Origin of the sequence: Neorhizobium galegae, assembly GCF_021391675.1 — a bacterium.
In the GTDB taxonomy this organism is placed as follows: Bacteria; Pseudomonadota; Alphaproteobacteria; order Rhizobiales; family Rhizobiaceae; genus Neorhizobium; species Neorhizobium galegae_B.
Window position 1 is genome coordinate 4,499,610 of sequence record NZ_CP090095.1, and the last position, 15,391, is coordinate 4,515,000.

Below are 15,391 nucleotides of genomic sequence, written 5' to 3' on the forward strand. Positions count from 1 at the left end.
GGATGCCCCGATGACGACCGCCTCCCGCCAAGCAACGATCGACAAGGCCATCGGCTATCTCGATGACGGCTCCTTCAAGGAAACCTTGCGCAGGCGCGTGGCAATCCCTTCCGCCAGCCGCGTCGCCGCCAACAGGCCGGACCTCTGGCGCTACGTCACCGAAGACATGCAGCCCTTTTTCGAGCGGCTCGGCTTCACCACCAAAATCTACGAGAACGACACGGCACCCGGCCCGTTTCTGCTCGCCGAACGCATCGAGGATCCACACTTCACCACCGTCCTGCAATATGGCCATGGCGATGTCGTCGCCGGCCTGGACGGCCAGTGGGAGACAGGCCTCTCGCCCTTCGAGATGACCGAAAGGAACGGCTCCTGGTATGGCCGTGGTACCGCTGATAACAAGGGCCAGCATGCGGTGAACCTCGCCGCCGTCGAGGCGCTGCTCGCGACAAAGGGTTCGCTCGGCTTCAACCTCAAATACCTGATCGAGATGGGCGAAGAATCCGGATCGCTGGGACTGGAGGAAATGTGCGCAGCGCATCGGGACGAGCTGAAGGCGGACGTCTTCATCGCCTCGGACGGCCCACGTCTCGCGCTCGACCGCCCGACCATTTTCCTCGGCGCCCGCGGCGGCATGTCCTTCCATATGGAGATCAATGCCCGCGAGAGTTTCCAGCATTCCGGCAACTGGGGCGGCATCCTCTCCAATCCCGGCATCGAACTCTGCCATGCGATCACCGCACTGGTCGGCCGTACCGGCCAGATCAAGGTGCCCGAGATGACGCCGGGGTCGATCCCGGAAAACGTCCGTGCAGCATTGAAGCACTGCCACATCACGCCCGCCGCCGGCGATCCGCCGGTCGAGCCCTGGTGGGGCGAGCCGGGCCTGACGCCCGAGGAGAAGGTCTTCGCCTGGAGTTCCTTCGAGGTGATGGAGATGGAATGCGGCAATCTCGCCCAGCCGCTCTACGCGATCCCGCCCAAGGCACGCGCCCGCATGCAGCTCCGCTTCCCGGTCGGCGTTGATCCGGATGCGGTCGTCCCGGCCGTCCGCAAAGCGCTGAAGGACGCAGCTTACGACCGCGTCGTGGTCAAGGATCCAACCGACGCGATTTTCCCCGCCAGCCGCCTCGATCCTGATCATCCATGGGTCAGGCGCGTGGCGGCTTCGATTGAAAAAACCGTCGGCGCCCCGCCGGCGATCCTGCCTAATCTCGGCGGCTCGCTGCCGAACAACATCTTTTCCGACCTGCTCGGCCTGCCGACCATCTGGATTCCGCATTCCTATCCGGGCTGCCTGCAGCACGCGCCGAACGAGCACCTGCCGATCTCGATCGTCCGCGAGGGCCTCGCGATGATGGCCGGGCTCTATTGGGATATCGGCGAAACCGCGGCCTGATCGTCAGCTTCGGCGTCAAGGTCTGCGCACGGCGCCGCTCGCTATGACAGGACCGGTCGCCACACCGGTCGGCGAGCCGCCGAACGGTTCGAGGCTGACGGCAAGCGTCGCGCCCTCGGTCAGGTTGCGGCGCAGATCGGCAGGTATCACGAGCTCACCTGCCTGATCCGGCTCAAAGACACCGAGAGACCGCGGGTTGCCGCTTCCGGGCACCAGCCAGAGCTCCAGCGACTTCTCTTCACGACCGCCGGCCGCGACCGGTACGATCCGCAAACGCCCGTTGCCGGCATCGTAGGAGGCAAGCAGGTTGATCTGGCTATCGGTCGAGGACAATTCCGCCACCAGCGGCGCAGATCCCTGCTGCCCCGGGATCACGCCCGATGCATAGACGACGGCAGCCACCGCAACCGCCGTCGTGGCGAATGAGAGCCGTCGCCAGAACAGCGCGGAATTCCACAGACCCCATGAGGGCCCAGCAACCCGGGCAGGGCCGAAGAGCCGCGTTTCGATCCGGCCGAAAATCGCCTGGCCCGGCACCACGTCCTCATAATCGTCGTTGAATGAAGCAAGGTCCGCCTGCCACCGTTCGACGATCCGGGCAAAAGCGCGGTCGTTGGCGATCCGCTGCTCCACGGCGCGGCGGGCCTCGAGCGACAGGACGCCGAGCACATATTCGCCGGCCAGGATCTCGTCCTGCGGCCGCCTGCCCTGACTTTGTTCGCCCGACGTCATCGCTCCATGCACTCTCTCAATTTCAGAAGGCTCCGGCGCAGCCACGTGCGCACCGTATTCAACGGTACCTTCAATTCTTCCGCCAGTTCAAGATAACTCAAACCTTCCACATAGGCACGTCGAACCGCACGCGCATGCACGGAGTCGAGCTCCTGCATGCACCTGTCGATGCGACGGCCTTCATCCGCATTGGCCACCTGCTGTTCGGGATCGAGCGTGCCGTCGTCGGCAAGGTCGTAGGCATCGTCAAGGTCCTCTGTGACAGGCTTCCTGGCCCGGAGGATGTCGATCGCATGATTACGCGCGATCGCCGCCAACCAGGCCAGGGGCGAACCGGTATCGGCTGCAAAAGTCCTGGAGCGCTGCCAGAGCCTGACATAGATTTCCTGGAGCGCTTCTTCCGCGTCGGCCCTGTCTTTCAAGATACGCAGGCAGATCGAAAATAGTTTCGGGCTCGTCGCATTATACAACGACGCGAACGCTTTGCGATCACCCATCGCCACGCGATTGACCAGAGCCGCGATCTCATTGCTTTGCATTCGGAAAAACCTCGCCATCTCCATCTATAGAGAACGTCGATCTCAAAAAACAAGGCGCCTTCGTCGCAAAACCCGCAGCAGCGTCTTCTATCTCCTCGCAGCCGATATCCGCGATGCCTTTGTCTCGCCGAGGTCGCCGCCGGTCGCCCGTGCAGGCCGAGAACGAGAACCTGCTTGGCGCCGAACCGGTCTCCAAGGATGCCGAAGACGACACGCCCACCCATGCCCGCCAGTCCTTCATCGGAATGCCGCAGGTCACCGCATAGCTCACGGTGTGAGAGATCGGTCCCGAATGGGTGGCGCAGCAGAAAAAATTGGTAACCAGCAGGATGATGAACTGGGCGACCTCAACACCTGCGCCGTCGACCTGGACGACTGAAGTTCGCCCTCGGCGGGGGCAGCGGCATCGCTCTTAAGCCCAGTTTAAAAGCATGCTTTTCATCGCACGCAGCAACGTCGTCAGCCTCGCGCGATGCGGCTCAGCAAGTCACGGGTGAAGACCCTTCCTGCTCTGCCGGATCAGTCCAAATCGTCCCGGATGCAGGCCTTGAAATGTCCTTTCGTCCCTTCCCTGAGTGGCGGCACGACGTTCGCGCAGGCTTCGATCGCAACCGGACAACGGGTACGAAAGACGCAGCCGCTTGGGGGATTGGCGGGGCTTGGGATATCACCTTTGAGGATCTGCCGGTTCGCATGCCGCGAGGGGTCCGGCGACGGGACAGCCGAAAGCAGGGCGCGCGTGTATGGATGCTGCGGGCTGGCGTAAAGCTCGCGGCTCGGCGCCATTTCCATGATCCGGCCGAGATAGAGCACGATTACCGTATCGGCGACATATTCGACCACCGCGAGATCGTGCGCGATGAACAGCATGGTCAGACAGAGCCGCATCTGCAGGTCGCGCAGCAGATTGACGATCTGCGCCTGGACCGACACGTCGAGCGCCGACACCGGTTCATCGGCGACGATCAGGTCGGGCGCAAGCATCAGCGCCCGTGCGATGCCTATGCGCTGGCGCTGGCCGCCGGAAAACTCGTGCGGGTAGCGGGAAATCGCATCGGGCGGCAGATCTACCGAGGCGAGGGCCTGGGCAGCTTTTGCGGCCCGCTCCGATCTGCTGCCGATCCGCTGGATATCCAGTCCTTCCGCGAGGATTTCGCCGATCGTCATCCGCGGCGAGAGGCTGGCGAAGGGATCCTGGAAAATATACTGGACGCGCGCATGCAGGCCGCGGAGTTCGCGGCGCGTCAGGCTCGTCGTTTCCGAGCCTTCAAAACGGATACTGCCAGAGGTAGGTTCGATCAGTTGCGCGACCATGCGGCCGATGGTGGTCTTGCCGCTGCCGGATTCTCCAACCAGCCCGACGACTTCGCCGCGTCTGATGTTGAAGGAGACATCCTGGACGGCGCGGACGACCGGTCCGCGGGCAAATGCCACCGGGGCGAAATCCTTGCCCAGCCGGTTCACTTCGAGGAGAAATTCCTGTGACATCGGTCAGATCTCCTGCCATCGAATGCAGCGGCTGAACTGCCCCTCGCCGGCGTCTGCCAACGCCGGGTAGGCCTCTGAACAGGCCTCTATGCGGTAGGGACAGCGGGGAGCGAAAGGACAGCCTGGCGGCAGGTCCATGAGGCTCGGAACCGACCCTGCGATGGTCGGCAGCGGAGTGCCCGCCTCCCGAAGAAGCGTCGCGGTTCCAAGCTGCGGCACCGAACGCATCAGCCCCTTGGTATAGGGATGGCGCGGATGGGAGAAGACCCGCGCCACGCTACCCGTCTCGACGAGCGAACCGGCATACATGACGGCCACACGGTCGGCGATCTCGGCAACGACCCCGAGATTGTGGGTGACGAATAACATGCCCATGCCGCGTTCCTTCTGCAGCCGTCCGAGCAAGTCGAGGATCTGCGCCTGGATGGTGACATCAAGGGCCGTCGTGGGCTCGTCGGCAATCAACAACGTCGGATTGCAAGCGAGCGCCATGGCAATGGTCGCTCGCTGCCGCATGCCGCCGGAGAGTTCGTGCGGATATTGCCGGGCACGTCGGCGCGGATCGGGAATGCCGACATCCTCCAGCCGCTGGATCGCATCCGACAAGGCCTCCTGACGGGATTTGCCCATATGGATTCGGATCGGCTCGGCAATCTGTTCGCCGATCGTAAAAACCGGATTGAGGCTGGTCAGCGGCTCCTGAAAAACGATGCCGATATCATTGCCGCGCACCCGGCGCAGGGTGTCACCGTCAATAGTCTGCAGTTCGACGACTTCGCCCGTCTTGCGCTTCAACCGGAGCGTACCCGCAGCGATCCGGCCCACGCCGCGCGGCAGAAGACCCATGATCGACAAGCTGGTCACCGACTTTCCCGAGCCGGATTCGCCAACCAGCGCCACAGTCTCTCCCGTCGCCACGGCAAGGCTGAGGTCCCGCACGGCGACGATCTCCCGATCGCCGATGCGGAACACCGTCTTGAGCCCGGAAATTTCGAGGATCGGCTCTGCACTCATCGTCAATCCAGAAGCCCGGTTTGCCGCAGGATGCCGTCGATGACGGCCGCCTCTTCGTCGTTCAGGGATCGTTGCGGGCGGGCCATGACATTGGTGTCGATGACCCCAAGCCTGCGCATGGCGGTCTTGAAGGCCCCCACTCCGGCAGAGCCCGCACTGGTCCGCGCCAGGCTGACCCCGACCATCTCGAAAAGCCGGCACAGGCGTTCCTGCTCCACCCGCGCACCGGCAAAATCACCCGCCTGGCAGAGATCCCACAAGCGGACATAACCGTGCGGATCGACATTCCCGAGGCCCGGCACGATGCCATGCGCGCCCATGTTCACGACGCTGTCGGCGACGATCTCGGATCCCGTCATGACGAAGAAATCCGGAAGATCGGCCGTGTCCGCCATGACATAGCGAAGATTGCCGTCATCGCCACTCGAATCCTTGACGCCAGCGATCGTGCCTTCGCGGGCAAGCGTCACCGTTGTCCGGCGTTCGAGCTTGGTGTGGACGCAGACAGGGATGTCATAGGCGATGACCGGTGTGTCGACCGCCTCCCGGATATAGCGGAAGTGATCGATGGTCTCGGACTGGTTTGTCCGGGCATAGAATGGCGCCGTGACGACAACCGCGTCGGCGCCCGCCGACTGCGCCACCTTTGCATGAGCGATCACGCGCTCGGTTGTGGGGTCTATCACGCCGACCAGGACGGGCACGCGGCCGCGCACCTGGTCGACCGCATGTTCGATGATGCTGCGGCGCGTGGCTTCGTCATGAAACACGACCTCGCTGGTCGAGCCGAGAACGAACAGACCATGCACGCCACCATCGAGCAGATGGTCTATGACGCGCGTGAAGGAAGGATAATCCACCCCGAAAGTCGTGGTGAGCGGAGTGACGACGGGCGGAATGACGCCGGTGAAGAGAGGCATGTTCAACCTTTCACTTGAGTTCGGAGCGCGGATCGAAGGCATCGCGAAGCCCATCGCCCACGAAGTTGATGGCGAGAACGGTCAAGACGAGCGCCCCGCCTGGAAACATCCATTGCCAGGGGTAATTTTCGAGCACATGCGTGGCGCGGGCAGCATTGAGCATATTGCCCCAGCTCGCTTCCGGGGGCGTGACCCCAAGACCCAGGAAGGAGAGACCCGCCTCCAGCAGGATCCCACTTGCCACCTGCAGGGTGGCGTAGACCACGAGAATATCGATCGTATTGGGCAGACCATGCCGGATCAGCAGGTGCCAGAGGCCGGCGCCCATGCCCCGGGATGCCACGACGAAGTCCCGTTCGCGCAATTCCAGCAGCCGGGCCCGTACCATGCGGGCGAGAACCGGCCACGACAGCAGCGAAATCACGAAGATGGTCGGCATTATGCCGCTGCCGACGATCGAGGCGAGAACCAGGAGGAAAATGACCGGCGGCAAGGTCATCGCGAGATCTACGAACCGCATCGCGGCACCGTCAACGAAACGCCCGGCAAAGCCGGCGATGGCTCCGATGAAGAAACCGAGGAACGTGGAGATCGCCATCGACACGGTCGCCACCAGAAGCGAAATCCGCCCGCCCTGCAGCAGCCGCGCCATGATATCGCGCCCCACCCCGTCGCTGCCGAGCCAATGGGCCGACGACGGCCCCTGGTTCATCGCCAGCAGGTCTATGTCGTTGGGCTTGTGGAGCCACCAGAGATCGTAAGTGAGCGTAAGGACCAGGATCGGGGTCAGGATGGCCAAACCGACCACGGCCGCGCCGTTTTCGAAAAAGCGGGAAAGTGCGCGTCGGATGGGACCGGCGGAGCCGGCATGCGTCAAGCTCGCCATCTTATGCCACCTTGATGCGCGGATCGACAGCGGCATAGGCGATGTCGGTAAGCAGGTTGACCAGGATGACGCAGGCGCCGGTCAGCAGCGTAGCGCACATGATGACCGGATAATCCCGTCTGACGACGGCATTGACCATCAGCAGGCCCATGCCCGGCCAGTCGAACACGCTCTCGATGAAGATCGCGCCCCCGATGGCGATGCCGATGGTGGAGCCGATCAGGGTGATCACCGGCAGCAGGGCGTTGCGGACGGCATGTTTGACGATGACCCAGAACTCCCGGACGCCCTTGGCGCGCGCCGTGCGCACATAGTCCTGCGACAGAACTTCGAGCAGGGAGGAGCGCATGTAGCGCATGATCAGTGCGCCATGGCCGATCGAAAGCAGGATGGCGGGCAGGATGAGGTGCGCCAGCAAGTCACCGACGGAGAAAGGCGCACCCGGCGTCGACATGCCGCCGGCCGGCACCCAGCGCAGATTGACCGCGAATACGTAGAGCCCCAGCAGGGCGGTCAGGAAAGCCGGACTTGAAATTCCGACGAATGCCACCGTCGAAAGTGAAAGATCGGCCAGCTTGTTGCGGCGGACGGCCGCAAAGATGCCGGTTGCGATGCCGACGACGACAGCGATGACAAGCCCACTGAACATCAGCAGGATCGTCGGACCGATGCGGCTCAGGACAAGCGGCAGCACCGCTTCGCCGTTATACTGGATGGAATAGCCGAAATCCCCCGTAAGGGCCGCGCCGAGCCAGGCGAAATACTGCACAGGCAGCGGCCGCTCGAGACCGAGCCGGGTGCGAAGCATCTCGAGATCGGACGCAGAAATCGGGACAGACGGATTGACATAGGCATCGATCGGATCGCCGGGCGTCAGCCGCAGCAACGTGAAGATGAGAACCGTCAGGGCCAGCAGCATCAGCAGGCCGACAGCCGTACGGCGAAGGACGTATTGCAGCATGTTTTCACCAACAGGGTCCGCAGGAGATGCGGTCGGGCTTGCCCGCCGGACCGCATCTCGGCTTACCGACACATCACGGAGCGAGATCCCATTTTTCCGGGTGGGAGACGAACGGGCCACCGCCTGGAGCGGGCGTCCAGAAGAAGTCCTTGAGCTTGCTGGAGACGACCCCGTAGCGGCTTGCAACCCACATCGGGCCCCAGGGAAGCGCGGCATTCATTTCCTTGCAGACCTTCTGCCATCTGCCGTCGGCCTTGGCCGGATCGGTTTCCGCCATCGCTGCATTCAACGCATCGGTCAGCGGAGGCATTTCGACGCGCATGATGTTATTGCCGGACGGAGGTGTCTGTGCGGCATTCAGCCCGACATTGAGCGATCCCGGATTGGGGCCGTTCTGCAGCCCCGCATAGACCAGCGGAAAATCCTGCCATTTTTCGCTTCGCACGATGCCGTTGTAGCTCGGAACGTCGAGCGCGCGCGGAACGACGTTGACGCCGACCTGCGCCAGCATTGCCTGCACCGCCGCCATGACGTTCGCGACCTGCGGCGTATTGTAGTAGGTCAGCCACGGGATCGGCTTGCTGCCGTTGATTTTCTCCCAGCCCGCCTCCGCCAGCAGGTCCTTTGCCTTTTGCGGATTGTAGGCATAGTCGGCCAGATCCTTCGCAAGAAGCTGCGGCGCGACATAGCCGCAGTTGGCGAGTTTGGCTGCACCGCCGAAGAGGCTCGAGACGATGGCGTTTCGGTCGATGGCGTGCATGACCGCCTGACGAACGCGAAGGTCGCTCCAGATTCCGGCGCGGTGGTTGAAGCCGATATAGTTCACCACATAGGAATCGCCCTCGATGACCCGGAAACCGCCATTGCCCTTGAAGGTCTTGGCGTCGTCGGGTTCGGCGAAGGTGAACTGGATCTCCCCTGCCCTGAGGGCCGCGACGGCCGCTGCCGGATTGGCGAAATAGCGGTTGATCAGACGATCCGCCTTCGGCTTTCCGCCCCGATAGCCATCATAGGCAGCCAGTTCGACATACTGATCGCTGACATGTTTCACGAACTTGAAAGGACCGGTTCCGACTGGCTTGGTGGACCACCACGCGCTCTTGGCGACCTCCTTGACGTTCACGGATGACAGTGCGTGCTGCGGAAGCATCATCAGCTGCGACAGTACGGAGAGGAATGCCGAGTTCGGCTTGCTGAGCTTGACGACTGCCGTGCGCGCATCCGGCGTCTCGACCGATGCGATATCGGCAAGCCGCGCGGCAAAAATGCTGCCGCTCTCGGCATTCTTGGCAAGCTCGAGGGTGAACTTGACGTCGGCCGAGGTAAAAGGCGTGCCGTCATGCCAGTTCGTCTGGGCGAGCTTGAACGTGTATGTCAGGTTGTCCTGGCCGAGGGTGAACTCAGAAGCCAGCGCGCCGGTAAGCTTCGATAAATCAGATGTGTAGATGACCAGCGGCTCGAAATAGGTATTAAGCCAGGTGAAGCCGGCTGTTGCAGTCAGCGGGTTGAAATTGCCCTGGAAACCGCCTGGACCCACGTCGAACCCGCCGACAATGGTCTTGCCCGTTTGCGCCTGGGCCGTTGCGGGCACCATTGCGGCAGTCGTGGCAAAAAGCAAAGCTCCCGCCGCCAGAAGGCGACCGAAATTCCGTCGATGCATGCTCTCCTCCTCTTTTATATTTCGACTATCGCTAAACCGGATCGACCTCCTCGGGCCGGTTGATCGCGATGACTTTCCGGATGCCGGAATAGTGTGCGCTCAGGCGCTTGCGGCCCGCTTCGACATCTCTCGCCGCCACGGCCTCTGCAATCTCGTGGTGATCCTGCCAGGTCGCCAGGGGCGTGGGACTTGCCAGGTTTGCGAAGCCCGAGGCCTTGTAGAAGGCGGACCAGAAGATATCGATCAGCGCACTCAGCATCTTGTTGTTTTGGCAGCGGAACAGAAGCTGATGAAATTGCTGGTCCTCCTCGGCGAAGCTTTCGCCGCGCTCAGCGCGCTGGCGCATGCGGTCGGTAAGGCGTCGGAGCTCGGCCACGTCATCGTCGCTGATCATTTCGATGGTCTTGTCGATGAGGCCCGTCTCCAGTACGCGACGGATCTCCAGCAATTCCTCCACATCACGCAGCGACGCCTGCAGCCCATAGGCGAGATTGTCCAGAAGCGGCTCGAACGAGAATTCCTTGACGAAAACACCAATGCCGCGCCGTGTTTCGAGGATGCCGACGGATTCCAGCGCCTTGATCGCTTCCCGAACCGAATTGCGCCCCACGCCCAATTGCTGCGCCAGGAAAGTCTCCGGCGGCAGAGCCGCGCCAGCCGTCAGGTCATTGTCCTCGATATAACTGCGCAGGCTTTCCTGCACGCTGACATGCAGAAGCGGCGGGCGCTCCAGAGGTTTTATGGGCTTGGCCAACACTGCTCCATGCACATTTCGACAATCAACATGATTGAGGTATATCGACTTGTAGGATATCTAGCAAGTCGATAAATTGTAGATGACGGGTTGAGCGGGTCCGGCTGGGATGGATCCGGCTGCTGCAAAAGGGGAGGCGGAGTGTGGCAACCACGAAATTTGAACGACGGAATGACCGCTGGGGTCGCATTCGCGGAAATTGGGCGACGCTGTTACTGCCGATCAATGAAGACGATTCGATCGATTTCCCGCGTCTGGCCAATGCGATCGACCGGCTGATTACCGCCAGAGTGGACGGCATCTACTCGAACGGCACCGCCGGCGAATTCCACAACCAGACAGAAGCGGAGTTCGACCGGATTCAACTATTGTTGGCGGACCGCTGCACTCCTGCAGCGATGCCATTCGTCATCGGTGCGTGTCAGCCCGATCCCCGCATATCCCTGGACCGAGTGCGCCGGGCGGCGGCGCTCAAGCCGGAGGCGGTCCAGGTGATCCTTCCCGACTGGTGGCCCGTGACGTCCGCTGAGGCGGCCGATTTCCTGCAGATGGCCGCCGGCGCCGCCGGCCGGGTGCCGCTGGTGCTTTACCAGCCGCCGCATGCCAAGCGCGTCTTTGCCCCGGAGGAGCTGGCGGCAATCCTTTCAGGCGTACCGCAAGTCGTGGGCATCAAGCTTGGGGATGGCGATGCGTGCTGGTACGATCAGGCCCGCAGGCATCTCGATGCGTGGGGAATTTATGTCCCGGGGCATCATCTTGCGACAGGCGTCGAGCAGGGCGTTGCGGTTGGGGCATTCTCCAACGTTGCCTGCCTGAGCCCGTCCGGAGCGCAGCGATGGACCGCGTCTATGGCCGACGATATCGACCGGTCGCTTGACATAGAACAGCGGCTGCGCACCTTCCTGGATGACCACATAGCGCCCTTTGCCAAAGTGCACGGATATTCCAACGCCGCGTTGGACAAGCTCCTGGCTGCGATCGGGGGATGGGCGGAGATCGGCACCCGGCTGCGTCGGCCTTACCGCTGGATTGACCCATCGGTCGTTCCCGCACTGCGTGAGAAGGCCAGGATCGCCCTTCCCGAGATCATGCTCTGAAACGTCGAGGTGGCATCGTGACACGACCCAACATCCTGATGATCATGACCGACCAGCAGCGTCGCGACACGCTCGGCATCTATGGCTGCGACTGGATTCCGACACCGCACCTCGACCGGCTGGGTCAAGCCGGAGCGGTATTCGAGCACTGCACGGTCGACAACCCGATCTGCACGCCTTCCCGGGCCAGCATCTTCACCGGCAAGCCCGTGCCGGGTCATGCGGTCCAGCGGGTGCATGACAACCTGCCGCCGGACGAAGTGCTGTTCACCGAACGGCTGCGGCGGGAGGCCGGCTATCGGACCGCAGTTTTCGGCAAGCTGCATGTCAGCAGCCGTATTCAGGAAGAACGTCAACGGCATCCGCATGACGGTTTCGATATCTACGAATGGTGTCTCGAGCCATCGGTTTCGATCGAAAGTCCCTTCAACGGCTATGCGGCCTGGCTTCGCGAGACGGCGCCGGATTTCCTCGACGCCCTTCAACGCAACAGTCGAAAGGAACTTCATCACCCCGAAGCGCAACACATGAGCAAGTGGGCGGCCGACCGGACTATTGCCTTCATCCAGTCGATGAAAGCGGAGAGACAGCCGTTCTTTTGCCTGATGAGCCTGTTCGACCCTCACGACCCCTATGAGGATTACCCCCTCACCTTCGGAAATCGCATCGATGCGGCGAAGATTCCGGAGCCGGTCGTCTCGCGCACGATACAACCCGGATGCGTCCGCCAGGAGCGGCAGGGTTCCTATCTCGGACGTTTCTCAGATTTCTCTTCGGAGGAGATCCGCAGGATCCGTCTCGGTTATGCCGCCTCCATTGCCTTCCTCGATAAGCAGGTCGGCCGCGTTCTGGCGGCGTTGGACGAAGCGGAGATGGCCGACGACACGCTGGTCGTATTCATATCCGACCATGGCGACCAGCTTGGCGATCACGGGCTTTTCGTCAAGGGAGTTGCACTCTACGAACCAACCGTCGGAGTGCCGCTATTGCTGCGTTGGCCGGGCCTCGCCGACGCCGGCACCCGATGTACCGCGCTTGCGCAAGGCCGCGACGTGGCGGCCACGTGCCTCGCAGCAGCGGGCCTCGATACGCGATCCTGCCCGGAAAGCGAGGATCTGGTGGCCATGGCATCGCAGAATAGGGCGAGGCGCAGCAGTGCGATCTGCGCCTACCGCAACTCCGGTGTCAACGACAGCGGTAGTTTCTGGGACCCGCCGATGCGGGCGACCATGGCGCGGGACCAGCGCTTCAAGCTGACGCTCTATACGAGTGGAGGATCGAGCGAGCGGGAGTTGTTCGACCTTCAGACCGACCCGCGGGAGACAGTCAATCTTTCGGGGGATCCAGCCCACGCCGCGGCCGAGCTCATGCTGCTTGGCGAAATCGCCACATTCCTGCAGGCGGAAGCCGTGGCAGCCCCACCACGCGCAACATCATCCACGCCGAACGCGGCCCAGCGGCTGCAGAACAGGATTAAATAGGGCATCGCCATACAATCCCGCGCCTGTTCTCCTGCGGTCACCGTATCGCAGTCGGACGCGGTTCGAGGACATCTTGTTCCATATCTGCCTTTGCCCAGCCCGGGTTCGGAGCCAAGTCAATTCGACGGACCGAGCCGGGTGTCATGAACCGATCGGGGCCACCGGCAGCCAGCAACGCAGAAAGCCCCGTGCTGGGGATTTTGTTATGTATGGGTGTGTTTGATGTTTGGTTGCGGGGGCAGGATTTGAACCTGCGGCCTTCAGGTTATGAGCCTGACGAGCTACCGGGCTGCTCCACCCCGCGTAATAAGGTTTTTGCCTACGGCAAAAGACCGTGCGCAAAACCGTTTTGGTTTTGTCGCGTTGGCGTAACCGCTTGGGCGGTTATGCCTTCTGCAGGAGCAAATTGCCGAAGGCGATTTACTCCTGTAAGGGACGCAGAACGATTGCACCCCGAAGTTTTCATATTCTGCACAGCAAAAGGGCCGCTTTGTGGGCGGCCCTTGGGTCGGCCAGGGGCCGCAGATTTCGTGATGAGAAGATATGTTGCGTTTGGCAGACCTGGCAGCGACCTACTCTCCCGCGTCTTGAGACGGAGTACCATTGGCGCAGGGGCGTTTCACGGCCGTGTTCGGAATGGGAACGGGTGCGGCCGCCCCGCAATGACCACCAGGTCAGCGAAGCGCAACATTTGAGAAGCTGGTTGAGGCGAACCTCATTTTTTAGTCTTTGAACACGTCTTTGAACCTTTCCAGATCTGACGAGTGCTTTTGGCACCCATACAGGCCAGCGGCCGTCGCCTTTCGGTTTTTGCCTTCAGGCAAAATACCGTTTGGCGGGCCGTCCGCAGCGTAGCGACCCATTGGGTCGCGTCAGCGTCAGGACAAAGGTCTCAGGCACATCGAACTTCGTTCGATGAGCATAATCAATGAGAACGATCAAGCCAATCGGGCGATTAGTACCGGTAAGCTTCATGCATTGCTGCACGTCCACACCCGGCCTATCAACGTGGTCGTCTTCCACGGCCCTGATAGGGAATACTCGTTTTCAGGTTGGTTTCCCGCTTAGATGCCTTCAGCGGTTATCCATTCCATATATAGCTACCCTGCTATGCCCTTGGCAGGACAACAGGTCCACCAGAGATATGTCCATCCCGGTCCTCTCGTACTAGGGACAGATCCTGTCAATATTCCTACACCCACGGCAGATAGGGACCGAACTGTCTCACGACGTTCTGAACCCAGCTCACGTACCGCTTTAATTGGCGAACAGCCAAACCCTTGGGACCTGCTCCAGCCCCAGGATGCGATGAGCCGACATCGAGGTGCCAAACAACCCCGTCGATATGGACTCTTGGGGGTCATCAGCCTGTTATCCCCGGCGTACCTTTTATCCGTTGAGCGATGGCCCTTCCACGCGGGACCACCGGATCACTATGACCGACTTTCGTCTCTGCTCGACTTGTCAGTCTCGCAGTCAGGCGGGCTTATGCCATTGCACTCGACGACCGATTTCCGACCGGTCTGAGCCCACCATCGCGCGCCTCCGTTACTCTTTCGGAGGCGACCGCCCCAGTCAAACTACCCACCATACACTGTCCCGGATCCGGATGACGGACCGCGGTTAGACATCCATGACGATAAGGGTGGTATTTCAAGGATGGCTCCACGAGAACTGGCGTCCCCGCTTCAAAGCCTACCACCTATCCTACACATGCCGACACGAATGCCAGTGTAAAGCTATAGTAAAGGTGCACGGGGTCTTTCCGTCTGACCGCAGGAACCCCGCATCTTCACGGGGAATTCAATTTCACTGAGTCTATGTTGGAGACAGCGGGGAAGTCGTTACGCCATTCGTGCAGGTCGGAACTTACCCGACAAGGAATTTCGCTACCTTAGGACCGTTATAGTTACGGCCGCCGTTTACTGGGGCTTCGATTCAAAGCTTGCACCTCTCCTCTTAACCTTCCAGCACCGGGCAGGCGTCAGACCCTATACGTCGTCTTTAGACTTCGCAGAGCCCTGTGTTTTTGATAAACAGTCGCTACCCCCTGGTCTGTGCCACCCCATTATGGTTGCCCAAAATGGGGTCACGCTTCTTCCGAAGTTACGCGTGCAATTTGCCGAGTTCCTTCAACATAGTTCTCTCAAGCGCCTTGGTATACTCTACCTGACCACCTGTGTCGGTTTCGGGTACGGTCTATACGGTGGAGCTATTTCCTGGAACCGCCCCACTGCCCAACCAATCCAATAAGGTTGAACAATTTTTGCGATCCGTCACTACCACCAGGCCCACGAATATTAACGTGGTTCCCATCACCTACGCATTTCTGCCTCGGCTTAGGGGCCGGCTAACCCTGCTCAGATTAACTTTAAGCAGGAACCCTTGGTCTTTCGGCGAGAGGGTCTCTCACCCTCTTTATCGTTACTCATGTCAACATTCGCACTTCCGATACCTCCA

At 61.4% G+C, this 15,391-nt stretch carries 12 protein-coding genes, 1 tRNA gene, 2 rRNA genes and 1 pseudogene (1 of these 16 running past the window's edge); 3 read left to right on the top strand and 13 right to left on the bottom strand.

Annotated features, from left to right (window positions below; all coding sequences use genetic code 11):
- The first annotated feature begins 10 nt into the window (after window positions 1–10).
- On the top strand, window positions 11–1,399 hold the full coding sequence (locus tag LZK81_RS22065) for a M20 family metallopeptidase (protein ID WP_233954684.1): 1,389 nt from the start codon (window positions 11–13) through the stop codon (window positions 1,397–1,399).
- Window positions 1,400–1,414: 15 nt separating this feature from the next.
- Here the strand turns inward: LZK81_RS22065 and LZK81_RS22070 are convergent, their stop codons facing one another.
- The 10 genes and pseudogenes from LZK81_RS22070 to LZK81_RS22115 form a co-directional block, all read right to left on the bottom strand.
- Entirely contained in the window at window positions 1,415–2,131 is a 717-nt protein-coding gene (locus LZK81_RS22070) for an anti-sigma factor (RefSeq protein WP_046611159.1), read from the bottom strand.
- A complete protein-coding gene (locus LZK81_RS22075; protein ID WP_233954685.1) occupies window positions 2,128–2,670 on the bottom strand; it encodes a sigma-70 family RNA polymerase sigma factor in 543 nt (180 codons plus the stop codon). Before LZK81_RS22075 ends, LZK81_RS22070 begins: the two co-directional genes overlap by 4 nt.
- 152 nt (window positions 2,671–2,822) lie before the next feature.
- Window positions 2,823–3,078 (bottom strand): annotated as a pseudogene (locus tag LZK81_RS22080) (MFS transporter); the annotation flags it as partial.
- Window positions 3,079–3,189: 111 nt separating this feature from the next.
- The gene (locus tag LZK81_RS22085; RefSeq protein ID WP_233954687.1) at window positions 3,190–4,158 is read right to left on the bottom strand and encodes an ABC transporter ATP-binding protein; all 969 of its coding nucleotides are present in this window, start codon (window positions 4,156–4,158) and stop codon (window positions 3,190–3,192) included.
- A 3-nt stretch (window positions 4,159–4,161) separates the two neighbouring features.
- Window positions 4,162–5,172 carry an ABC transporter ATP-binding protein gene (locus LZK81_RS22090; RefSeq protein ID WP_046605069.1) on the bottom strand — a complete coding sequence of 337 codons (1,011 nt, stop codon included), beginning with the start codon at window positions 5,170–5,172 and terminating at the stop codon, window positions 4,162–4,164.
- A gap of 2 nt (window positions 5,173–5,174) precedes the next feature.
- On the bottom strand, window positions 5,175–6,092 hold the full coding sequence (locus LZK81_RS22095) for a dihydrodipicolinate synthase family protein (RefSeq protein ID WP_233954688.1): 918 nt from the start codon (window positions 6,090–6,092) through the stop codon (window positions 5,175–5,177).
- Between the two features lie 10 nt (window positions 6,093–6,102).
- Window positions 6,103–7,014 carry an ABC transporter permease gene (locus LZK81_RS22100; RefSeq protein WP_233954689.1) on the bottom strand — a complete coding sequence of 304 codons (912 nt, stop codon included), beginning with the start codon at window positions 7,012–7,014 and terminating at the stop codon, window positions 6,103–6,105.
- Window positions 6,980–7,939, bottom strand: coding sequence for an ABC transporter permease (locus LZK81_RS22105; RefSeq protein WP_233954690.1), 960 nt, complete (start codon window positions 7,937–7,939; stop codon window positions 6,980–6,982). Before LZK81_RS22105 ends, LZK81_RS22100 begins: the two co-directional genes overlap by 35 nt.
- 73 nt (window positions 7,940–8,012) lie before the next feature.
- A complete protein-coding gene (locus LZK81_RS22110; RefSeq protein ID WP_370649362.1) occupies window positions 8,013–9,599 on the bottom strand; it encodes an ABC transporter substrate-binding protein in 1,587 nt (528 codons plus the stop codon).
- A gap of 31 nt (window positions 9,600–9,630) precedes the next feature.
- A complete protein-coding gene (locus LZK81_RS22115) occupies window positions 9,631–10,353 on the bottom strand; it encodes a FadR/GntR family transcriptional regulator (RefSeq protein ID WP_418936460.1) in 723 nt (240 codons plus the stop codon).
- A 143-nt stretch (window positions 10,354–10,496) separates the two neighbouring features.
- Between LZK81_RS22115 and LZK81_RS22120 the strand changes: the two genes are divergently transcribed.
- Both LZK81_RS22120 and LZK81_RS22125 read left to right on the top strand, forming a co-directional pair.
- Window positions 10,497–11,450, top strand: a complete 954-nt coding sequence (locus LZK81_RS22120; RefSeq protein WP_233954691.1) for a dihydrodipicolinate synthase family protein — start codon at window positions 10,497–10,499, stop codon at window positions 11,448–11,450.
- 17 nt (window positions 11,451–11,467) lie between these two features.
- Complete coding sequence (locus LZK81_RS22125) at window positions 11,468–12,931, top strand: sulfatase (RefSeq protein ID WP_233954692.1); 1,464 nt, start codon at window positions 11,468–11,470, stop codon at window positions 12,929–12,931.
- A 227-nt stretch (window positions 12,932–13,158) separates the two neighbouring features.
- Here LZK81_RS22125 and LZK81_RS22130 read toward each other — a convergent pair.
- The 3 genes from LZK81_RS22130 to LZK81_RS22140 form a co-directional block, all read right to left on the bottom strand.
- A tRNA-Met gene (locus LZK81_RS22130) sits at window positions 13,159–13,235 on the bottom strand.
- A 255-nt stretch (window positions 13,236–13,490) separates the two neighbouring features.
- Window positions 13,491–13,605, bottom strand: a 5S ribosomal RNA gene (rrf, locus tag LZK81_RS22135).
- 260 nt (window positions 13,606–13,865) lie between these two features.
- Window positions 13,866–15,391: ribosomal RNA gene (locus LZK81_RS22140) — 23S ribosomal RNA — on the bottom strand (it continues 1,274 nt past the right edge of the window).